General features: G+C 64.2%; 21 protein-coding genes. 13 read left to right on the forward strand and 8 right to left on the reverse strand.

The window, feature by feature from the left end; translation table 11 throughout:
* Positions 1 to 115 precede the first annotated feature (115 nt).
* The 6 genes from phhA to EJA05_RS20440 all read left to right on the forward strand — a co-directional run bounded on the left by phhA (position 116) and on the right by EJA05_RS20440 (position 5,100).
* On the forward strand, positions 116 to 904 hold the full coding sequence (gene phhA / locus EJA05_RS20420) for a phenylalanine 4-monooxygenase (RefSeq protein ID WP_125859558.1): 789 nt from the start codon (positions 116 to 118) through the stop codon (positions 902 to 904).
* A 42-nt stretch (positions 905 to 946) separates the two neighbouring features.
* Positions 947 to 1,303, forward strand: coding sequence for a 4a-hydroxytetrahydrobiopterin dehydratase (locus EJA05_RS20425; protein WP_125465035.1), 357 nt, complete (start codon positions 947 to 949; stop codon positions 1,301 to 1,303).
* On the forward strand, positions 1,303 to 2,502 hold the full coding sequence (locus tag EJA05_RS20430; protein WP_125859559.1) for an amino acid aminotransferase: 1,200 nt from the start codon (positions 1,303 to 1,305) through the stop codon (positions 2,500 to 2,502). The genes EJA05_RS20425 and EJA05_RS20430 overlap by 1 nt, the downstream gene beginning before the upstream one ends.
* Before the next feature lie 181 nt (positions 2,503 to 2,683).
* Positions 2,684 to 3,487: a tyrosine-protein phosphatase gene (locus EJA05_RS20435; RefSeq protein ID WP_190306011.1), complete on the forward strand. Its 804-nt coding sequence runs from the start codon at positions 2,684 to 2,686 to the stop codon at positions 3,485 to 3,487.
* A gap of 195 nt (positions 3,488 to 3,682) precedes the next feature.
* Positions 3,683 to 3,811, forward strand: a complete 129-nt coding sequence (locus EJA05_RS28620; RefSeq protein ID WP_256671375.1) for a hypothetical protein — start codon at positions 3,683 to 3,685, stop codon at positions 3,809 to 3,811.
* 98 nt (positions 3,812 to 3,909) lie between these two features.
* Entirely contained in the window at positions 3,910 to 5,100 is a 1,191-nt protein-coding gene (locus EJA05_RS20440) for an MFS transporter (protein WP_125465037.1), read from the forward strand.
* 130 nt (positions 5,101 to 5,230) lie between these two features.
* Here the strand turns inward: EJA05_RS20440 and ydiJ are convergent, their stop codons facing one another.
* Positions 5,231 to 8,251 carry a D-2-hydroxyglutarate dehydrogenase YdiJ gene (gene ydiJ / locus EJA05_RS20445; protein ID WP_125859561.1) on the reverse strand — a complete coding sequence of 1,007 codons (3,021 nt, stop codon included), beginning with the start codon at positions 8,249 to 8,251 and terminating at the stop codon, positions 5,231 to 5,233.
* 216 nt (positions 8,252 to 8,467) lie between these two features.
* Here ydiJ and EJA05_RS20450 point away from each other — a divergent pair, with 216 nt between their 5' ends.
* Entirely contained in the window at positions 8,468 to 9,352 is an 885-nt protein-coding gene (locus EJA05_RS20450; protein WP_125859562.1) for a LysR substrate-binding domain-containing protein, read from the forward strand.
* 149 nt (positions 9,353 to 9,501) lie between these two features.
* On the opposite strand, the gene EJA05_RS20455 is transcribed toward EJA05_RS20450, so the two are convergent.
* The 6 genes from EJA05_RS20455 to EJA05_RS20480 all read right to left on the reverse strand — a co-directional run bounded on the left by EJA05_RS20455 (position 9,502) and on the right by EJA05_RS20480 (position 16,026).
* On the reverse strand, positions 9,502 to 10,920 hold the full coding sequence (locus tag EJA05_RS20455) for an amino acid permease (protein WP_110991931.1): 1,419 nt from the start codon (positions 10,918 to 10,920) through the stop codon (positions 9,502 to 9,504).
* 682 nt (positions 10,921 to 11,602) lie between these two features.
* On the reverse strand, positions 11,603 to 12,667 hold the full coding sequence (rluB, locus tag EJA05_RS20460; RefSeq protein WP_125859563.1) for a 23S rRNA pseudouridine(2605) synthase RluB: 1,065 nt from the start codon (positions 12,665 to 12,667) through the stop codon (positions 11,603 to 11,605).
* A 260-nt stretch (positions 12,668 to 12,927) separates the two neighbouring features.
* Complete coding sequence (gene scpB, locus EJA05_RS20465) at positions 12,928 to 13,686, reverse strand: SMC-Scp complex subunit ScpB (protein WP_125859564.1); 759 nt, start codon at positions 13,684 to 13,686, stop codon at positions 12,928 to 12,930.
* A 12-nt stretch (positions 13,687 to 13,698) separates the two neighbouring features.
* Positions 13,699 to 14,397 (reverse strand): segregation and condensation protein A, encoded by a 699-nt coding sequence (locus tag EJA05_RS20470; RefSeq protein WP_190306093.1) that lies wholly within the window; start codon positions 14,395 to 14,397, stop codon positions 13,699 to 13,701.
* A gap of 125 nt (positions 14,398 to 14,522) precedes the next feature.
* Positions 14,523 to 15,152: an L-threonylcarbamoyladenylate synthase gene (locus EJA05_RS20475; protein ID WP_110991965.1), complete on the reverse strand. Its 630-nt coding sequence runs from the start codon at positions 15,150 to 15,152 to the stop codon at positions 14,523 to 14,525.
* A 13-nt stretch (positions 15,153 to 15,165) separates the two neighbouring features.
* A complete protein-coding gene (locus EJA05_RS20480; RefSeq protein ID WP_125465045.1) occupies positions 15,166 to 16,026 on the reverse strand; it encodes a PHP domain-containing protein in 861 nt (286 codons plus the stop codon).
* Positions 16,027 to 16,093: 67 nt separating this feature from the next.
* Between EJA05_RS20480 and EJA05_RS20485 the strand changes: the two genes are divergently transcribed.
* The 6 genes from EJA05_RS20485 (at position 16,094) to EJA05_RS20510 (ending at position 20,269) form a co-directional block, all read left to right on the forward strand.
* Positions 16,094 to 16,690, forward strand: a complete 597-nt coding sequence (locus EJA05_RS20485; RefSeq protein WP_110991936.1) for a septation protein A — start codon at positions 16,094 to 16,096, stop codon at positions 16,688 to 16,690.
* A gap of 1 nt (position 16,691) precedes the next feature.
* The gene (locus EJA05_RS20490; protein ID WP_110991937.1) at positions 16,692 to 16,991 is read left to right on the forward strand and encodes a YciI family protein; all 300 of its coding nucleotides are present in this window, start codon (positions 16,692 to 16,694) and stop codon (positions 16,989 to 16,991) included.
* A 189-nt stretch (positions 16,992 to 17,180) separates the two neighbouring features.
* Complete coding sequence (locus tag EJA05_RS20495; protein ID WP_125859566.1) at positions 17,181 to 17,573, forward strand: translation initiation factor 2; 393 nt, start codon at positions 17,181 to 17,183, stop codon at positions 17,571 to 17,573.
* Between the two features lie 7 nt (positions 17,574 to 17,580).
* Positions 17,581 to 18,258, forward strand: a complete 678-nt coding sequence (locus EJA05_RS20500) for a response regulator transcription factor (RefSeq protein ID WP_125859567.1) — start codon at positions 17,581 to 17,583, stop codon at positions 18,256 to 18,258.
* Between the two features lie 193 nt (positions 18,259 to 18,451).
* Entirely contained in the window at positions 18,452 to 18,868 is a 417-nt protein-coding gene (locus EJA05_RS20505; RefSeq protein ID WP_125465049.1) for a Spy/CpxP family protein refolding chaperone, read from the forward strand.
* Positions 18,869 to 18,880: 12 nt separating this feature from the next.
* Entirely contained in the window at positions 18,881 to 20,269 is a 1,389-nt protein-coding gene (locus tag EJA05_RS20510) for a sensor histidine kinase (protein ID WP_125859568.1), read from the forward strand.
* Between the two features lie 131 nt (positions 20,270 to 20,400).
* On the opposite strand, the gene EJA05_RS20515 is transcribed toward EJA05_RS20510, so the two are convergent.
* A complete protein-coding gene (locus tag EJA05_RS20515) occupies positions 20,401 to 20,958 on the reverse strand; it encodes an NAD(P)H nitroreductase (protein ID WP_125859569.1) in 558 nt (185 codons plus the stop codon).
* Between the last annotated feature and the right edge of the window lie 88 nt (positions 20,959 to 21,046).

The raw sequence follows: 21,046 nt of genomic DNA on the forward strand, positions 1-21,046 counted from the left end.
TCCGATACAGCAGACGCCCGATAGCGGCTCGCGACCCCGTGCAAAGTGGAGGATGTAGGGATATTCCTAATGCATGTCCTGCACATAACAAGAAAGCCCTCACCAGGAGCGCCGCATGAAACAGACGCAATACGTGGCCCGCGAGCCCGATGCGCAAGGGTTTATCGACTACCCGCAGCAAGAGCACGCGGTGTGGAACACCCTGATTACCCGCCAGCTGAAAGTCATCGAAGGCCGCGCCTGCCAGGAATACCTGGACGGCATCGAGCAGCTCAAGCTGCCCCATGACCGCATCCCGCAACTGGGCGAAGTCAACAAGGTACTCGGCGCCACCACTGGCTGGCAGGTTGCCCGCGTACCGGCACTGATCCCCTTCCAGACCTTCTTCGAACTGCTGGCCAGCAAGCGTTTCCCGGTCGCCACTTTCATCCGCACCCCGGAAGAACTCGACTACCTGCAAGAGCCCGACATCTTCCACGAGATCTTCGGCCACTGCCCGCTGCTGACCAACCCGTTCTTCGCCGAGTTCACCCACACCTACGGCAAGCTGGGTCTGGCGGCCACCAAGGAACAACGCGTTTACCTGGCGCGGCTGTACTGGATGACCATCGAATTCGGCCTGATGGAAACTCCGCAAGGTCGCAAGATCTACGGCGGCGGCATCCTCTCCTCGCCGAAAGAGACCGTCTACAGCCTGTCCGGCGAACCCGAGCACCAGGCCTTCGACCCGATCGAAGCCATGCGCACGCCGTACCGCATCGATATCCTGCAGCCCCTGTACTTCGTCCTGCCGAACATGAAGCGCCTGTTCGACTTGGCCCACGAAGACATCATGACCATGGTCCACCAGGCCATGCAGCTGGGCCTGCACGCACCGAAGTTTCCACCCAAGGTCGCCGCCTGAGCCACCTTCGTCGATAACAACTCAAAACGGAAAATACTCACCATGAATGCCTTGAACCAAGCCCACTGCGAAGCCTGCCGCGCCGATGCACCTAAAGTCTCCGATGAAGAACTGGCGGTACTGATCCGCGAGATCCCGGACTGGAACATCGAAGTGCGCGACGGCCACATGGAGCTCGAGCGCGTATTCCTGTTCAAGAACTTCAAGCACGCCCTGGCCTTCACCAACGCCGTGGGTGAAATCGCCGAAGCCGAAGGCCACCACCCAGGCCTGCTGACCGAGTGGGGCAAGGTCACCGTGACCTGGTGGAGCCACTCGATCAAAGGCCTGCACCGCAACGATTTCATCATGTGCGCCCGCACCGACAAGGTCGCCGAGACCGCCGAAGGGCGTAAGTGATGCATTTCGCGGCGATCGGACGGGTCCCCGGCGACCCGATCCTCGGGCTGATGGAGGCCTACGCGCGCGATACCAATCCGGCCAAGTTCGACCTGGGCGTAGGCGTATTCAAGGACGCCCAGGGCCTGACGCCGATCCCTTCGGCGGTCAAGCAGGCCGAACAACGCCTGATAGCCCAGCAAGCCAGCAAAAGCTACATCGGCGGCCACGGCGACGCAGCCTTCGGCCGCTTGATCAGCGAACTGGTGCTGGGCAGCGCTTCGCCGCTGCTGACCAGCCAGCGCGCCGGCGCCACCCAGACCCCGGGCGGCACCGGTGCGCTGCGCCTGGCGGCGGAGTTCATCGCCCACTGCCTGCCGGGCCGCGGCATCTGGCTGAGCGACCCGACCTGGCCGATCCACGAGACCATCTTCGGCGGCGCCGGGCTCAAGGTGTCCCACTACCCCTACGTGGGCACGGACAATCGCCTGGACGTCGCCGGCATGCTCGCCACGCTGGAGCAGGCCCCCGAAGGCGACGTGGTGCTGTTGCACGCCTGCTGCCACAACCCCACCGGCTTTGACCTGAGCCAGGACGACTGGCGAGCGGTGCTCGACATCGTCAAGCGGCGCAACCTGCTGCCGCTGATCGACTTTGCCTACCAGGGCTTCGGCGACGGGCTGGAGGAAGATGCCTGGGCGGTACGACTGTTCGCCGCCGAGCTGCCGGAGCTGCTGATCACCAGCTCCTGCTCGAAGAACTTCGGCCTGTATCGCGACCGTACCGGCGCCCTGCTGGTGTGCAGCCACGACGCCGAGAAACTGTTGGACGTGCGCAGCCAACTTGCGTTCATCGCCCGCAACCTGTGGTCGACGCCGCCGGATCATGGCGCGGCGGTGGTGGCCGAGATTCTCGGCGACCCGGCGCTCAAGGCGCTGTGGATCGAAGAAGTCGACGCAATGCGCCAGCGCATCGCCGAGCTGCGCCAAGGGCTGGTCAAGGCCCTGGAACCGCACGGCCTGGCCGAGCGCTTCGCGCACATTGCCGCGCAACGCGGGATGTTCTCGTACACCGGACTGAATCCGGAGCAGGTACGCCTGCTGCGGGAAAAGCACAGCGTGTACATGGTCGGCACCGGCCGGGCAAATATCGCCGGCGCAGATGCCCAGCGCCTGGAGCAGCTGGCAGCAGCCATCGCCGACGCCTGCAGCAGCAGCTGAAAACGAGGGCACCGCTGATGTGGTGCCCCTGCTTTTTAGCAGGGAAATACCTCCCTCATTCAAGACGCCTCCTTCCGTCTGCGTCGACTTTTCCTACCAAAGCGCGCCGTTATTACCTCTCTCCCGATCACTCCGCGCCCGGCAACCTAGCCTCTTCAAACCAATGAACACGAGGCTACACATGTTTTTGCACAGCACCCTGCCGCAAACACTCCAAGGCATCGAAGCCGGTTACCTGAGTACCCCGAGGCTTGCCAGCGTAGACAACTTTCGCGACGTCGCCGGCACCCACCACGCCTACCAGACCATCAACGGGCCAATGAGGCCCGGCATGTTCTATCGCGCCAATGTTCTCACCTCCAATGACGAGGACTGGCAGGTCATGAGCAGCCTGGGTATCTCCCATGTTTTCGATCTGCGCACCACCAATGAGATCGCCAACGAGCCCGACCTGCTGCCGGACGGCGCAGCCTACAGGCAGATCGACGTGCTGAAGAGCCACATGACCGGCCCAGAAGCCGAAAAGGTAAAAATCGAAAGCCCTGCCGATGTGGTAGCGCTGATGCAAGGCGCCAACAAAGCATTCGTTGCCAATCCGCAGGTTCGTGAGAAGCTCGGCACACTGCTCACCGAACTCGCCCAATGCGAAGGCCCGGCAATCTTTCACTGCGCTTCCGGCAAGGACAGGACCGGGTGGGTTGCAGCCCTTCTGCAAAGCATTGCAGGCGCCGACGATGCCACGATCATGAGCGACTACTTGGCCACCAACGCCTATACCGCCGAGCGAGTGGCACGCAAGCTGGCCACACTCCCCCCTGCCATGGCCGCCTTGTACGCACCCGGCATGACAGTGGATGCCAGCTATCTGCAAACAGGCCTTGACGAAGTCAATTCCCGCTACGGCGACCTGCAACGCTACTTGGCCATAGGCCTGAACCTCGAATCACAGACCATTCTTGCCCTGCGCAGAAAATTGATCGCCTGATCCTCCGCTACACCGAAGCGCCGCCTTTACTAGGCGGCGCTTCACCATCCTGGCCGATATCCGCCCGCAAAAACCGACAGATGCCTCGGAAAAATCTCAAACTGTCATCCGCACTGCTGTATCCTGCCCCTGCTTTTCGAAGCCACACACGCGCCACGCGCAGTCTTTTCACTCACACTTGCGAGGAACGACGAGATGCATGAAATCCCGAATCTTCCCTTCCCAAGCCTGAACCCCGAAGAGCAATCCGTTGCCGCCCACGCCGAACCGACGCCTGCCGTCGAACCGCACGGTGACGATCAATCCAGCGCTGACCAGGAATAACCGCGCAGACCCCGACAGCGTGAAAACGGCTGGCCTGTGGGAAACTCCCCGCCATCGCGTTTTCACACCGTCCAGAACCTCTATACATCGAAGGCCCCATGCCCGATTCACCGCGCCCCCTTGCGGTCACACTGCAAGTCGTCTCGATCGTCCTCTTCACCTTCATCGGCTACCTGAACATCGGCATCCCCCTTGCCGTGTTGCCGGGCTATGTGCACAACCAACTGGGTTTCAGCGCCGTCATCGCCGGCCTGGTGATCAGTGTGCAGTACCTGGCCACCCTGCTCAGCCGCCCCACCGCCAGCCGCATCATCGACAACCTCGGCAGCAAGAAAGCCGTGATGTGGGGCCTGGCCGGCTGCGGCCTGAGCGGCGTATTCATGCTCGCCTGCCACTTCCTCACGCCCTGGCCCTGGCTGAGCCTGTCCTGCCTGCTGATCGGCCGCCTGGTGCTGGGCAGCGCGGAAAGCCTGGTGGGCTCGGGTTCGATTGGCTGGGGCATCGGCCGGGTCGGCTCGCAGAACACCGCCAAGGTCATTTCCTGGAACGGCATCGCCAGCTATGGCGCACTGGCCATCGGCGCTCCTCTGGGGGTTCTGATGGTCAAGCACCTTGGGCTGTGGAGCATGGGCGCGAGCATCATCCTGCTGGGTGTGCTCGGCCTGCTGCTGGCCTGGCCCAAGCGCGCAGCGCCGGTGGTCAGCGGGGTGCGCCTGCCCTTCCTGCAAGTACTGGGCAAGGTGTTCCCCCATGGCTCGGGGCTGGCCCTGGGCTCGATCGGCTTTGGCACCATCGCCACCTTCATCACCCTGTACTACGCCAGCCGTGACTGGCCCAACGCGGCGCTGACCCTGAGCCTGTTCGGCGCCAGCTTCATCAGTGCGCGGCTGCTGTTTGGCAACATGATCAACCGGCTGGGTGGTTTTCGCGTGGCAATCGTTTGCTTGTCGGTGGAGACCCTGGGGTTGCTGATGCTGTGGCTGGCGCCGAGCGCCGAGATGGCCCTGGCCGGCGCGGCGCTCAGTGGTTTCGGCTTCTCGCTGGTGTTCCCGGCGCTGGGCGTCGAGGCGGTGAACCAGGTATCGGCGGCCAACCGCGGCGCAGCGGTGGGGGCTTACTCGCTGTTCATCGACCTGTCGCTGGGGATTACCGGGCCATTGGTGGGCGCGGTGGCGGCGGGGTTCGGCTTTGCATCGATGTTCCTGTTTGCGGCAGGGGCTTCGGCGTGCGGGCTGGTGTTGAGCCTGTATCTGTACCGCCAGGCGCGGCGGATGCGCCAGAGCAGCTGAACGGTATAAATCTGCACCGGCCGCTTCGCGGGTAAACCCGCTCCCACAGGGACTGCGCCTTTCTTGAGAAAAGCGAATTCCTGTGGGAGCGGGTTTACCCGCGAAGAGGCCGGTGCAGGATTACCGCCGCTCAGCGCTGCGCGAACTGCAGCACTACCTCCAGCGGATGGCGCAACTGCTTCTCGGTCATGCGCTTGACCTGGCTGCGGCACGAATAACCGGTCGCCAGCGCCTCGCCGTCCTTGTCCAGCTTGGTCGCCCAGGACTGCTCGAAGATGGTCTTCGAGGTTTGCTGGTTGCGCGCCTCATGCCCATAGGTCCCCGACATGCCACAGCACCCCGTGGCCTCGGTGACCAGCTTCAGGCCCATCCGCGCGAACACCTGCTCCCACTGCTTGGTGCTGGCCGGCACATTGGTCTTTTCGGTGCAGTGGGCCATCAGGCGGAAGCTGCCAGCCTTGGCCGGCGCCTGCTCGGGCAGCACGTCCATCAGCCATTCCTGGGGCAGCAGCACTTGCGGGCAGCCCTCCAGGCCGTCGACCTTCTGGTACTCCTGGCGATACACCAGGGTCATCGCCGGGTCCAGCCCCACCAGCGGCACACCGCAGTCGGCCAGGGCCTTGAGCTGAGTACCGTTGCGGATGGCCGCCTTGGCGAAGGCGCCGAGGAAGCCCTGCACGTGCAGGGGCTTGCCGTTGGCACTGTACGGTGCCAGGAACACCTTGTGCCCCAGGCGATGGGCCAACTCGATGAACGAGGCCAGCAGCGGCGTCTCGAAGTAACGGGTAAAGGCATCCTGCACCAGCACGACGCTGCGCTCGCGCTGGGCCGGGGTCAGCTCGCGCAGGGCCGGCACACTGGCCACCTGCACGCGGCAGCGGGTCAGGGTGGACTGGAAGTTGAAGCGGCTGATCAGCGGGCTGTCGACCATGCCGACCTGGTCCGCCAGCAGCTTGCTCACCCACTTCGAGCCCATCACCGCGTTGTACAGGCCAGGAGCGTGGGCCAGATAAGGAATGCTGAACTCCAGCGAGCCGATCAGGTAATCGCGCAGCGGGCGCTGATAGCGGCCGTGGTACAGCTCGAGGAAGCGCGAGCGGAAGTCCGGCACGTTGACCTTGATCGGGCACTGCCCCGCACAGGACTTGCACGCCAGGCAGCCGGCCATGGCGTCGTACACCTCGTGGGAGAAATCCTGCTGCCCCTGCTGTTGCGCACGGCGGTTACGCAGCCGCGCTGGCAGCCCCTTGAGCCAGGAGGCCTTGCGCTGGGCGGCGGCCAGCACGTCGATGTTGGCCTCGCCCTGCAGGCGCAGCCACTCGCGGATCAGCGAAGCGCGGCCCTTGGGCGAGTGCTGGCGTTCGCGAGTGGCCTTCCACGACGGGCACATGGCGTCGTTGGGGTCGTAGTTGTAGCAGGCGCCGTTGCCGTTGCAGTGCACGGCGCTGCCGAAGCTCTGCCAGACGCGCTCGTCGATGGTCCGGTCAAGGTCGCCGCGCAGGGTCACGCCATCCACCGGGGTCAGGCCTTCGGCGCTGTCCGGCGGGGTGCAGATCTTGCCCGGGTTGAGCTGGTTGTGCGGGTCGAACGCGCCCTTCAGGCGCTGCAAGGCCGGGTACAGCTCGCCGAAATACTCCGGCACGTACTCCGAGCGCAGGCCCTTGCCGTGCTCGCCCCACAGCAGGCCGCCATAGCTTTTGGTCAGTGCCGCCACGGCATCGGAGATCGGCTTGACCAGCGCGGCCTGGGCCGGGTCTTTCATGTCCAGCGCCGGGCGTACGTGCAGCACGCCGGCATCGACATGGCCGAACATGCCGTAGGCCAGGCCATAGCCATCCAGCAGCGCGCGGAAGTCGGCAATGTAATCGGCCAACTGCTCCGGGGGCACGGCCGTGTCCTCGACGAACGGCTGCGGGCGCACTTCGCCTTCGACGTTGCCCAAGAGCCCCACCGAGCGCTTGCGCATGACATAGACGCGGGTCACCGCCTCGGCGCCTTCGGCCAGGGTGTGGCCCAGGCGCTCGACACCCTTGTCGGCCTGCAGGTGCGCGACGAAGGCCTGGACCCGGGCATTGACCTCGTCCGGCTCGTCACCGCAGAACTCCACCAGGTTGATGCCCAGGGTCGGGCGCTCGGGGTCGGCCGGGAAGTATTCGGCGACGCTGTGCCAGACGATGTCCTTCATCGCCAGCATCAGCACCTTGGAGTCGACGGTCTCGATCGACAGCGGCTTGTGCGCCATCAGCGCATTGGCGTCGCGCAGGGCGTCCATGAAGCTGGTGTAGCGCACGTTGACCAGCACGGCGTACTTGGGGATCGGCAGCACATTGAGCTTGGCTTCGACCACATAGCCCAGCGAGCCCTCGGCGCCGCACAGCACGCTATTGAGGTTGAAGCGGCCCTGCTCGTCGCGCAGGTGCGCCAGATCGTAGCCGGTCAGGCAGCGGTTGAGCTTGGGGAAGGTGCTTTCGATCAGCTCGCCCTGGGTTTCCTGGATCTCGCGGGCCATGCGGTACACCTCGCCCACCCGGCCGGGCGCCGCGCAGGCTTGCTCCAGCGCGGCGTCGTCGATCGGCAGGCTGTGCAGGCGTTCGCCACCGAGCAGCACGCTGTGCAGTTCGAGCACGTGGTCGCGGGTCTTGCCGTAGGTGCAGCTACCCTGGCCGCTGGCGTCGGTGTTAATCATGCCGCCCACGGTGGCGCGGTTGGAGGTGGACAGCTCGGGGGCGAAGAACAGCCCGTGGGGCTTGAGCGCCGCGTTGAGCTGGTCCTTGACCGTGCCGGCCTGCACCCGCACCCAGCGCTCCTCGACGTTGATTTCGAGGATCTTGTTCATGTGCCGCGACAAGTCGACGACGATACCGTCGGTCAGCGACTGGCCGTTGGTGCCGGTACCGCCACCGCGCGGGGTGAGCTTGATGCCATGAAAGCGCGGTTCGGCCATCAGCGTGGCGACCCGCGTCACATCGTCCGCGTCCAGCGGGAACACCGCCGCCTGGGGCAGGCGCTGGTAGATCGAGTTGTCGGTGGCCAGCACGGTACGGGTGCCGTAGTCGGCGCTGATCTGGCCACGGAAGCCGCTGTTTTTCAGGGCTTCGAGGAATTCAGGGTAGTCGGCGGCGGGCGCACGGGGCAGCAGCTGGGCGATCATCGTTGGATGGCCTCTTGATATGGGCTTGTTCACGGTTTCAGGCGCGGCGCAGTTGTAATCTTGGCAGCGGCGATGCGCCGCTCCCACGAAGAAAATGGGCGTTTCCTGTTCATCCGGCATGAATGGATCTCAAGCGGATGACGAATGTGCCAATGTTCCTGTAGTTTCGCGCCAGGGGCAAACGGATATTCCTGCCGCTATCAATGAGCTTTATGAATGAATTACCGCCACCTCACCCCTTCGATGTCGCTGCTGCTGGCATTCGAGGCCGCCGCCCGACATGAAAGCTACACCCGCGCCGCCGCGGAGCTTTCGCTTACGCAAAGCGCGGTGAGTCGCCAGGTGCAGGCACTGGAACAGCAGCTGGGGCTTACCCTGTTCCGCCGCGAGGGCCGCCAGGTGCAACTGACCGACGTTGGCCGGCTGTACCAGCGCGAGCTGAGCGAGGCGCTGGGACGCATCCGCAGTGCCACCTTGCAGGCCCTGGCCTATCAGTCCGGGGTCGGCACCCTGCGCCTGGCCACCCTGCCGACCTTCGGCTCGAAATGGCTGCTGCCACGCCTGCATGCGTTCTACAGCGCCCACCCGGGGATGCTGGTGCATATTCATTCACGTATCGAAGCGATCAATTTCGACACCAGTGAGATCGACGCGGCCATCGGCGTGGCCAGCCACGACCTGCCGGGGCTGATCTGCCATCGCCTGCATGCCGAGGAACTGGTGGTGATCCTGCCGCCCGGGGCTGCGGGCGACGAGGCCGACTGGAGCCCAGCGCGAATCAGCGGGCAAGTGCTGTTGAATGTCGCCAACAATCCACATGCCTGGGGCGAATGGTTCTCCTATCACGCCCTGCCCCACCGCGCGATGCGCCTGGGGCCTAGCTTCGAGCTGACCTCGCACCTGATCCAGGCCGTGCGCGCCGGCATCGGCATCGGCCTGGTGCCACGCATTCTGGTGCAGGAAGAGCTGGCCAATGGAGAGCTGTTCAGCCCTGGAGAGGCATTTGCCAGCCAGCGCAGTTACTACCTGATCTATCCGCCGAGGAATGAGGCGCTGCCTTCGTTGCGGGCGTTCCGCAGTTGGCTGCTCGAACAGATCTGAAGGCCTCATCGCTGGCAAGCCAGCTCCCACAGTTGACGGCGATCGCAGTCACTGTGGGAGCCGGCTTGCCGGCGATGAGGCCGGCACAGGCAACAAAAAACCCGATGCCAGTCGCCCGGCATCGGGTTTGTTTCAAGCCACTTCAGCGCTTACTTGGCAACAGTGCCAGCCGCACCGTTGGCCTGCGAGCCACGCTTGCTCTTGAGCATATAGGCTACATACATCACCACCAGCCATACCGGCATCGCATACACCGACACCTGGATGCCCGGGATCTGCAGCATGATGCCCAGGATCAACACCACGAACGCCAGCACCACATAGTTGCCATAGGGGTACCACAGCGCCTTGAACAGCGGCTTCTGGCCGGTACGGTCGAGGTGCTGGCGGAACTTCAGGTGCGAGTAGCTGATCATCGCCCAGTTGATCACCAGGGTCGCCACCACCAGCGACATCAGCAGCTCCAGGGCATTTTGCGGCATCAGGTAGTTGAGCAGCACCGCGATCAGGGTTACGGCCGCCGACACCAGGATCGAACGCACCGGCACACCGCGCTTGTCCACCTTGGCCAGGGCCGCCGGGGCATCACCCTGCTCGGCCATGCCCAGCAGCATACGGGCGTTGCAGTAAGTGCCGCTGTTGTAGACCGACAGTGCCGCGGTCAGGACCACGAAGTTCAGCAGATGCGCGGCCACGTCACTGCCCAGCAGCGAGAACACCTGGACGAACGGGCTGCTGCCATAGCTGCCACCGGAGGCGTCGATGCTGGCGACCAGGGTGTCCCACGGCGTCAGCGACAGCAGTACAACCAACGCACCGACATAGAAGATCAGGATGCGGTAGATGACCTGGTTGATCGCCTTGGGGATCACGGTCTTCGGCTTGTCGGCCTCGGCAGCGGTGAAACCGAGCATTTCCAGGCCACCGAAGGAGAACATGATGAACGCCAGGGCCATCACCAGGCCGCTGACTCCATTGGGGAAGAAGCCGCCATGGGCCCACAGGTTGGTGACCGTGGCCTCAGGACCACCGCTACCGCTGGTCAGCAGGTAGGCACCCAGGCCGATCATGCCGACGATGGCGGCCACCTTGATGATGGCGAACCAGAACTCGGCCTCGCCGAAGAACTTCACGTTCATCAGGTTGATGGCGTTTATCAGCAGGAAGAAGCCTGCCGCGGTGACCCAGGTCGGGATCTCCGGCCACCAGTAATGGACGTACTTGCCCACCGCCGACAGTTCCGACATGCCGACCAGGATGTACAGCACCCAGCAGTTCCAGCCCGACAGGAAGCCGGCGAAACCGCCCCAGTACTTGTGCGCGAAGTGGCTGAAGGAGCCGGCCACCGGCTCCTCGACGATCATCTCGCCCAGTTGGCGCATGATCATGAAGGCAATGAAGCCGCAGATGGCGTAGCCGAGGATCATCGACGGACCCGCGGATTTCATCACGCCGGCCGAGCCGAGGAACAATCCGGTACCGATGGCGCCGCCCAGGGCGATCAGCTGGATATGGCGGTTCTTCAAGCCACGCTTGAGCTCGCCAGACTGTGAGTTATGTCCACTCATGAACGAAGTCACCTGCTTGTTTTTATCTGTGACGGAATCGGACCCACCGCGCTCGTGGCGCAGCGGAATGGGCAAGGTGGTTACCTTGGGTTCTTGGACGGGTCTGTCGCGGTGGGCACTGGGGCCCAGGGCGAATCAACCGGGTGTCAGCAAGAGTGCGCGGTACGCAAGGGGGTCACAGGTAAAACGCGGCGCATTGTATACCCCTGCAAACGCGCAGGCGTCAACGCGTTGCATCGTTTCCTGTGGAAAAAACGCAGCGGTCCTGGGGCGAAGGCCTGAAAAGGCGGAGTGATCGGCGTACATGGCGCCTCCATTTGTTGTTCTGTTACCGGGCTCTTTGGCCAGGCGTTGCACACGGCAATGGCGCTATATCAACGTGTGGGCAGGGTTTGGACAAGGGGGCGGATCGAGGCTGGAAGGCCCTGGGATGGCGGGCGCGGCAAGTTCTGTTTACAGAGACAGGAAAAATCGAGTTTGGCTGGGAATTTTGCCGCGATTTGTAAAAAAATCCTTACAAGGCGTTCTAAAAACTTTCCACTTGCGAGGAAAATTTCTTTGAGATCAGCTATTTGCCGCTATCTTGCGGCCACGTGCCTGGCCTTGCCTCTGTAGGATCGCGTCAATTCGCCGGGCACAAAAAAGCCAGCCCGAAGGCTGGCTCTTTCGCTATACGGGCCGATCAGCCACGCGGCTTGCCGCGACCACGGCCGGCCGGCTTGTCACCGTCCGGGCGGGCGGGACGCTTGCGCATGTCACTCGGACGCTCAGCCACCGCACTGCCACGGTTGCCTTTGCGCGGTGCAGCCTCTTCACGCGGCGCGCGCGCCGGACGCTCGGCCTGACCTTCGCCGGCCGGGCGCAGGGTGCGCACACGCTCGCCACGGCCCATTGGACGGGTCGACTTGCGCTGCATGCGCTCCATCTTGTCCTTGGCCTTGAGGTTCAGCGTTGGCAGTGCCACCGGCTGCAGACCCACTTCGGCGGCCAGGATATCGATCTCGCCCTGGCTCATTTCGCGCCAGCGGCCCATCGGCAGGTCGGAGTTGAGGAACACCGGGCCGAAACGCACGCGCTTCAGGCGGCTGACCACCACGCCTTGCGACTCCCACAGGCGACGCACTTCACGGTTACGGCCTTCCATCACCACGCAGTGGTACCAATGGTTGAAGCCTTCACCACCCGGAGCCTTCTGGATGTCGGTGAACTTGGCCGGGCCGTCCTCGAGCATCACGCCAGCCTTGAGGCGCTCGACCATGTCGTCGTCGACCTCACCGCGCACGCGCACGGCGTACTCGCGGTCCATCTCGTAGGACGGGTGCATCAGGCGGTTGGCCAGTTCACCGTCGGTGGTGAACAGCAGCAGGCCGGTGGTGTTGATGTCCAGGCGGCCGATGTTGATCCAGCGGCCCTCTTTCGGGCGCGGCAGGCGGTCGAACACGGTCGGGCGGCCTTCCGGGTCGTCACGGGTGCAGATTTCGCCGTCGGGCTTGTTGTACATGATCACGCGGCGGGTCGCCTCGGCGGCCTCGACGCGCTTGATCAGCTTGCCGTCAACGGTGATGGCGTCGTGCAGGTCGACGCGAAGGCCGAGGGTGGCCTCGACACCGTTGACCTTGATACGGCCCTGGCTGATCCAGGCCTCGACGTCACGACGCGAGCCCACGCCAATGCGTGCCAGCACTTTCTGCAGCTTTTCGCCGGACGGAGGGGTAGGTTGTTGGTCCTGCAGGTCTTGCTCACTCATCTGGGCACCTCCCGGTGTATTAGTGAAAGCGTTTTTTGGCGACGGATGCGCCAAAGGGGCGCGCATCATACGCGGTTCGGCGCGGGAACGCACTGGAGGGTAGGTTGTTTTTTGAGGCCGGGGTAGGCTTTCTGCCAGATGGCACTGCAGCCCTTTCGCGGGTAAACCCGCTCCCACAGGTTCAGCAGTAATCCTGTGGGAGCGGCGGTTCGCCGCTGCGATTTACCCGCGAAGAGGCCGGCGCAGCAGACACATGGCCATCAGGGTTCCAGCTTGGCTTGCGCTTCAGGCTCTTCGCGCAAATCATCGAAATCAGTCTTGAGCCCCTCTTCCATCGCATCCAGCTCCACCAGCAGCGAGCGGAAGCTGGTTTCATCCTTCGGCGCTGGCGCTTCACCCTCCTCGCCCAGGCTGGCATCGGCCAAGGCCTGCAAGTGCGCGGGCACCGGCGCCTCGTCCGGGTCGTCGAGTGGCGCCTCTGGCTCCAGTTCACGCAGCTCGGCCAGTGCCGGGAGCTGATCGAGGCTCTTGAGGTTGAAGTGATCGAGGAATGCCTTGGTGGTGGCGAACATGGCCGGCCGCCCGGGCACCTCGCGGTAACCGACGATACGGATCCACTCACGCTCCATCAGGGTCTTGATGATGTTGCTGTTCACCGCCACCCCCCGCACATCCTCGATCTCGCCGCGGGTAATGGGTTGGCGATAGGCGATCAGCGCAATGGTTTCAAGCAAGGCGCGGGAATAGCGCTGCGGGCGCTCTTCCCACAGGCGGCCGACCCAAGGCGCATAGCTTTCGCGAATCTGCAGGCGGTAACCGGTGGCCACCTCCTTGAGCTCGAAGGCGCGGCCATTGCAAGACTTGCCAAGCACCTCCAGGGCTTTCTTGAAGACAGCCGGCGCCGGGCGCTCAGCCTCTTCGAACAGTTCGTACAGGCGCTCAAGGGATTGCGGCTTGCCCGAGGCGAGCAGGAAAGCCTCGATCAGCGACGCGAGTTCACGGGGTTCGTTCAGGTTCATGGGGTTGTCAGGTCACTCTGCCCGGGCGCGGACGTGGATCGGGGCGAAAGCCTCATTTTGCACCAGTTCGATCAGCGATTCCTTCACCAGCTCAAGAATCGCCATGAAGGTCACCACCACCCCGAGCTTGCCTTCCTCGGCGCTGAACAGCTCGACGAAGGGCACGAACTCGCCTCCCTTGAGGCGTTCGAGCACCTGGCTCATGCGCTCGCGGGTAGACAGGGCCTCGCGGGTGATCTGGTGGCTTTCGAACAGGTCATTGCGGCGCATGACCTCGGCCATGGACAACAGGATCTCTTCCAGGGCGACATCGGGCAGCAGCTTGCGAACCTTGGCCTGGGGCGCATCCAGCTGCGGCACCACTACCTCGCGGCCAACCCGTGGCAAGGCGTCGATGCCCTCGGCGGCGGCCTTGAAGCGCTCGTATTCCTGCAGGCGGCGAATCAACTCGGCGCGTGGGTCGCCCTCGTCCTCCTCCACCTCGGCGGAACGCGGCAGCAGCATGCGCGACTTGATCTCGGCGAGCATCGCAGCCATCACCAGGTACTCGGCGGCCAGCTCCAGGCGCACGTTCTTCATCAGCTCGACATAGCTCATGTACTGGCGGGTGATTTCTGCCACCGGGATATCGAGGATGTCGACGTTCTGCTTGCGAATCAGGTACAGCAGCAGGTCCAGCGGGCCCTCGAAGGCTTCGAGGAAGACCTCCAGGGCGTCCGGCGGGATGTACAGGTCGACCGGCAGCTCGGTCAGGGCTTCGCCATAGACCAGGGCCAATTGCAGCTGGAAAGGCGTCTCGGCCTCGCTGGCCGGCGCCTCGGGCGCTTCCACCTGGCTCACGCGCTGGCCAGGAACGGCGCAGGGTCACCGCACCCTTCGCGGATCAGCTCGGGTTCATCGCCGGTCAGGTCGATCACCGTGGACGCCTTCAAATCGCCAAAGCCACCGTCGACGATAAGGTCGACATGGTGCTCCAGGCGCTGGCGAATCTCGTACGGATCGGTCATGGGGTCTTCATCGCCCGGCAGGATCAGGCTCACGCTCATCAAGGGCTCGCCGAGCTCTTCAAGCAGCGCCAGGACGATCGGGTTGGACGGCACGCGCAGGCCGATGGTACGGCGCTTTTCGTGCAGCAGCAGGCGTGGCACTTCGCGGGTGGCATTGAGGATGAAGGTGTAAGGGCCTGGGACATGGGCCTTGAGCAGGCGGAACGTCGCCGTGTCGATCTTGGCGAAGGTGCCCATCTGCGACAGATCGCAGCACAGCAGGGTGAAGTTGTGGTTCTTGTCCAGCTGACGCAGGCGGCGGACACGCTCGATGGCGTTCTTGTCGCCGATCTGGCAGCCCAGCGCATAAGCCGAATCGGTGGGATAGACCACCACACCACCCTTGCGGATGATTTCGACGGCCTGCTTGATCAGCCGCGCCTGCGGGTTTTCCGCATGAATCTGGAAAAATTGGCTCACGAAGTCGTCCTGTTCATACCGCCATAGGCTGTTCATGTCGGAATCGGCGCCACAGGGGTGGCAGGTCCTCAGGCAATGGCCGGTAGGCACCGATCTCGCCCCAGGTGCCAGGGCCGTGGAAATCGCTGCCAGCGCTTGCCAGCAGGCCAAACTCACGGGTGAGGATGGACATCGTCCCCACCTGCTCGGGCGGCATCATCCCATTGACCACTTCCAGTGCCTGCCCACCTGCCTGAATATAGTCGGCAATCAGCCGTCTGCGCTTGCTGCGGGTCAGTTCGTAGTGCATGGGATGAGCCAGGCTCACCCACGCATTGGACTGGCGCAGCGTGGCGACGGTTTCCTCGAGTGTCGGCCAGTGCAACTTGACGTCGCCCAGCTTGCCGGCGCCCAGCCACTTGCGAAACGCTTCGCCGCGGTCCTTGACGAAGCCTGCGCGCACCATGAACTCGGCGAAATGCGGGCGTGCCGGGGCGTTGCCGCTGTCGCCCAACTCCTGCTGCACCGCCCGCGCACCTTCGAGCGCACCGGGCATGCCTTTGGCGGCCAGCTTGCGATCGATCTCTTCGGCGCGCAGCCAGCGGCCACGGTGAAGGTTTTCGATGGCTTCGAGCAACGGTGGTGCATCGAGGGGGAAGTCGTAACCCAGCACATGGATGGTTGCGCCGCCCCAGGTGCACGACAGCTCCACGCCACTGACCCAGTGCATGCCGTTGTCGAGGCAGGCCTGGCGGGCCTCGGGCAGGCCCTCGAGAGTGTCGTGATCGGTGAGCGACAAGGTCCGCACCCCATGCTCATGGGCCCGGGCGACCAGTGCCGTGGGCGACAGGGCGCCGTCGGAGGCCGTGCTGTGACAGTGCAGATCAACATTCATGGTGGAGCGCTTTCGCCGGAATCGATGTTTGTTATTATGCCGTCACATCCCGCTTCTGGCTGCCACTGTGAAACAATTCATCGATTTCATCCCGCTGCTGCTGTTCTTCATCGTCTACAAACTGGACCCGCGCCCGGTTGAATTCGCCGGCCACAGCTTTGAATTCGGCGGTATCTACAGCGCCACGGCGATGCTTATCCTCAGCTCGCTGGTGGTTTACGGCGCGCTGTTCCTGCGCCACCGCAAGCTCGAAAAAGGCCAGTTGCTGACCCTGGTCGCCTGCCTGGTGTTCGGTGGCCTGACCCTGGCCTTCCACAGCGAAACCTTCCTCAAGTGGAAGGCGCCGGTGGTCAACTGGCTGTTTGCCCTGGCCTTCGCCGGTAGCCACTTCATCGGTGACCGGGTGCTGATCAAACGCATCATGGGCCACGCTCTGACACTTCCAGAAACAGTCTGGACCCGCCTGAACCTGGCATGGATCGTCTTCTTCCTGGTCTGCGGCGCCGCCAACCTGTTCGTTGCCTTCACCTTCCAGGCCTTCTGGGTCGACTTCAAGGTGTTCGGCAGCCTGGGCATGACCGTGATCTTCCTGGTGGCGCAGGGTGTATACCTCTCGCGTCACCTGCACGACACCGACCCCTCCACTTCCAAACCCAAGGACTGACATGCTCTACGCCATCATCGCCAGCGACGTCGCGAACTCCCTGGAAAAACGCCTGGCCGCCCGCCCTGCCCACATCGAGCGTCTGCAACAGCTCAAGGCCGAAGGCCGCGTGGTGCTGGCCGGCCCGCACCCGGCCATCGACAGCAACGACCCCGGCGCCGCCGGCTTCAGCGGCAGCCTGATCGTCGCCGAGTTCGAGTCGCTGGCCGCCGCCCAGGCCTGGGCCGACGCCGACCCGTACATCGCTGCAGGTGTCTACGACAAGGTCGTGGTCAAGCCGTTCAAGCAAGTCCTGCCGTAAGAGTAGTTGTTGTGGGTGCAGCTTCGTGGGAGCGGGCTTGCCCCGCGATTGCGCCAGTCCAAGCTATCGCTATCGCGGGGCAAGCCCGCTCCCACACAACTGCTCCCAGCTACACCCCCGCGCTGCACTATTCATAAATTGCGACGACCGGCCGACAACCTCCTGAACCGACAAGAATCAGGAGTCCCAATGCGTCAAGGTCCGATGTCCGTGCTGCTTTGCCTGTTGCTGCTATCCCCTTTCGCCGTGGCCGAACAGCCGTTGTCGCTGGAAGCCGGGGCGCGAATCACCGAGCTGCAGCAGCGCCTGGAAGAGAGCGAGAAACAACGCACCCTGCTGGCCCAGCAAATGCAGAGCCAGGACAGCGAACGCGAGAGCGCCCAGCTGAGCCGCCTGCGCCAGGACAACCAGCGCCTGAAGCTGGCCATCAAGGAGCTGCAGGCCGGGGCCAATCCGGTGCAACGCCTGCTCACCGACCAGCAACAATGGTTCCTGATCGGTTCGGCCGTTGCACTGTTGTCGGTAGTCTGCGGTATCTTAGCCAGCGGCGGTCACAGACGACGCCGGCAATGGTTGAATTGAGTGAGACATGAGCGAGCTGTTACTGATTGATGATGACCAGGAGCTGTGTGAGCTGCTTGGCAGCTGGCTGACCCAGGAAGGCTTCGAGGTGCGCGCCTGCCACGATGGCTTGAGTGCGCGCCAGGCCCTGGCCGCCCACGCACCGGCAGCGGTGGTACTGGATGTGATGCTGCCCGACGGCAGCGGCCTGGAACTGCTCAAGCAGCTGCGCAGCGAACACGCCGACCTGCCGGTGCTGATGCTCTCGGCCCGTGGCGAGCCGCTGGACCGTATCCTTGGCCTGGAGCTCGGCGCCGACGACTACCTGGCCAAACCCTGCGACCCCCGCGAGCTCACCGCTCGCCTGCGCGCTGTGCTGCGCCGCAGCCACCCCAGCGCGCCCACCTCGCAGATCGAGGTCGGCGACATGGTCTTCAGCCCGGTACGCGGCGTGGTCAGCATCGACCAGCGCGAGATGACCCTTACGCTGTCCGAGAGCCGCATCCTCGAAGCCCTGCTGCGCCAGCCCGGTAAACCGCTGGACAAGCAGGAGCTGGCGCAGATCGGCCTGGGCCGCAAGCTCACCCTCTACGACCGCAGCCTGGACATGCATGTCAGCAACCTGCGCAAGAAGATCGGCCCGCACGCCGACGGCCGCCCACGCATCGTCGCGTTGCGTAGCCGAGGCTACTACTACAGCCTTTGAAGGCAGCTACAAGCTTCAAGCTTCAAGCTTCAAGAAACAGCAAATCGAGGATCACCCCCGCTTTTACTTGAAGCTTGCAGCTTGAAGCTTGCAGCTCTTTACCCTCCCTTTACCCTCGCCTGACCGCCCTTGACCTTGATCTCCCTAGACTGGGCTCATCCGGTAACCACCGGCCCCTGAAAGGAGAGACACCATGCGCAAGACCCTTATCGCCCTGATGTTCGCCGCCGCCCTGCCGACCGTAGCCATGGCCATGCCTGAAGGCGGCCCGCGCCACGACGGCCCGCATCATCGCGGTGACGCGCCTTTCGCCCAACTGGACCTGAGCCGCGACCAGCGCCAGCAGATCGGCAAGCTGATGGGCGAGCAGATGCAACAACGCCGCGACATCACCGAGCGCTACATGAACAAGCTGCCGGCAGCCGAGCAGAAGGCCATGAAGGACGAAATCAAGGCCAGCCACGACAAGACCGAAGGCCAGATCCGCGCCCTGCTCAAGCCGGACCAGCAGAAGAAGTTCGACGAACTGCAAAAGGAACGCGCCGCGCGCAAGGCCGAGTGGCAGGAGTTCCAGGCCTGGAAGGCTGAAAAAGGCAGCAAGGCCCAGTAAGCTGTCCCCCCAATGCCCGGCCCGCTCAGCAGCGGGCCGGGCTTTTGCCATTTCACGGAGGTGCTCGTCTTGCGTTCACTGTTCTGGCGCATCCTGGCCAGCTTCTGGCTGGCCATCGCCCTGGTCGCCGGCCTGTCGATCCTGCTGGGCCACATGCTCAACCAGGACACCTGGATCCTCAGCCGCCACCCCGGCCTGAACACCCTGGCCAGCCGCTGGGTGCAGCATTACGAACAGGAAGGCCTGGAGTCGTCGCAACGCTTCCTTGAACGGCGCAAGCAACGCTACAAGATTGACGTGCAGGTGCTCGACGACAGTGGCGATGCCGTGGTTCCCGGCACCTTCCCGCGCCGCGCTGCCGCGTTCGAGGCGCGCCAGCACAACGACGAACGCCGCCTGCCCTGGCGCCGCCTGACCGAGGAATACACCAGCCCCACCAGCGGCGAAACCTACCTGCTGATCTACCGTATCCCCCACCCGGAACTGGCCGCCTGGCACCGCGAAAGCCTGATCTGGCCGCTCAGCGCGCTGGGCATCGCGCTGGTGGTGCTGACCCTGTTCAGCCTGCTGGTGACCTTGTCGATCACCCGCCCGCTGAGCCGCCTGCGCGGCGCGGTGCACGACCTGGGGCAGGCCAGCTATCAGCAGAACAGCCTGGCGCGCCTGGCCGTGCGCCGCGACGAGTTCGGCGTGCTGGCCAACGACTTCAACAAGATGGGCGCGCGCCTGCAAAGCCTGATCGGCAGCCAGCGCCAGTTGCTACGCGATGTGTCCCACGAATTGCGCTCGCCCTTGGCGCGCCTGCGCGTCGCCCTGGCCCTGGCCGAACGCGCCGGGCCCGAACAGCGCCAGGCCTTATGGCCACGGCTGACCCGTGAGTGCGACCGCCTGGAAGACCTGATCAGTGAAATCCTGGTACTGGCCCGGGTCGATGCCGAGCAGGCGCATGCCGAGCCCGTGGACCTCAATGCCGTGCTGGGTGGCGTGCGTAAAGACGCTCAGTTGGCGGCGCCGGATCAGGAAGTGCGCCTGCAGATGCAGCCGGGGCTGACCCTGCAAGGCTGGCCGACCTTGATCGAGCGGGCGGTGGACAACCTGCTGCGCAATGCCCTGCGCTTCAATCCGCTGGGGCAACCGATCGAAATTGATGCCCACCGTGAACAGGAGCGCATTGTCCTGAGCGTGCGTGACCATGGGCCGGGGGTGGCAGAGGAACATCTAGCGCAGTTGGGCGAGCCGTTCTACCGCGCACCGGGCCAGGAGGCACCGGGGCATGGGTTGGGGCTGGCGATCGCGCGCAAGGCGGCGGAGCGCCATGGCGGCAGCCTGACGCTGGCGAATCATCCGCAGGGTGGGTTTGTGGCGACGCTGGCGTTGCCCTGCGAAGTCAGTGCTGGCTGACATTCCCCTGAGCTGCCATGCAGCTCTTCGCGGGTAAACCCGCTCCCACAGGACTGCGCCATTCTCAAGGCGCGCGCGATCCTGTGGGAGCGGGTTTACCCGCGAAGGGCCGCAAAGCGGCCCCCGCCACATCACTCGCCCCAGGCGCTGACGTACTCGGCGGTTTCCAGGATCGGCGCGGTGCGCGGCTCGGCCATTGGCGTGCCGACGTACAGGTAGCCGATCAGTTCTTCGTTCTCGGCCAGCCCAAGACCCTTGTGCACATGGGCATCGAAGGCCATGTCGCCGGTGCGCCATACCGCGCCGATGCCCTGGGCATGCGCCGCAATCAGGATCCCGTGGGCCGCACAACCGGCGGCCAGGCGCTGCTCGATCTTCGGCACCTTGAAGTGATCCTGCAGTTTGGCGATCACCACGATCAGCAGCGGCGCGCGCAGTGGCATGGCCCGGGCCTTGTCCAACGCAGCCTGGGTGGCATCACCCTTGGCCTGTACCGCTTCGGCGAACAGCTCGCCGAGCTTATCGCGGCCCTGCCCTTCGATGGTCAGGAAGCGCCAGGGCCGCAGCTGGCCATGGTCCGGCGCACGCAGTGCCGCCTGGAACAGCGCCTCGCGCTGCGCGGCGTTGGGCGCGGGCTCCGTCAGGCGTGGCACGGAAACACGGTTGAGCAATGCGTCGAGAGCCTCCATCGGCTTCCCTCCTGGCAAGTTGAAAGTGCCGCCATTCTCAAGCTGCAAGCTTCAAGCTGCAAGCCGCAAGAAAAAGCAGCCGCGATAC

The organism is Pseudomonas oryziphila, from assembly GCF_003940825.1.
Taxonomy (GTDB): domain Bacteria; phylum Pseudomonadota; class Gammaproteobacteria; order Pseudomonadales; family Pseudomonadaceae; genus Aquipseudomonas; species Aquipseudomonas sichuanensis.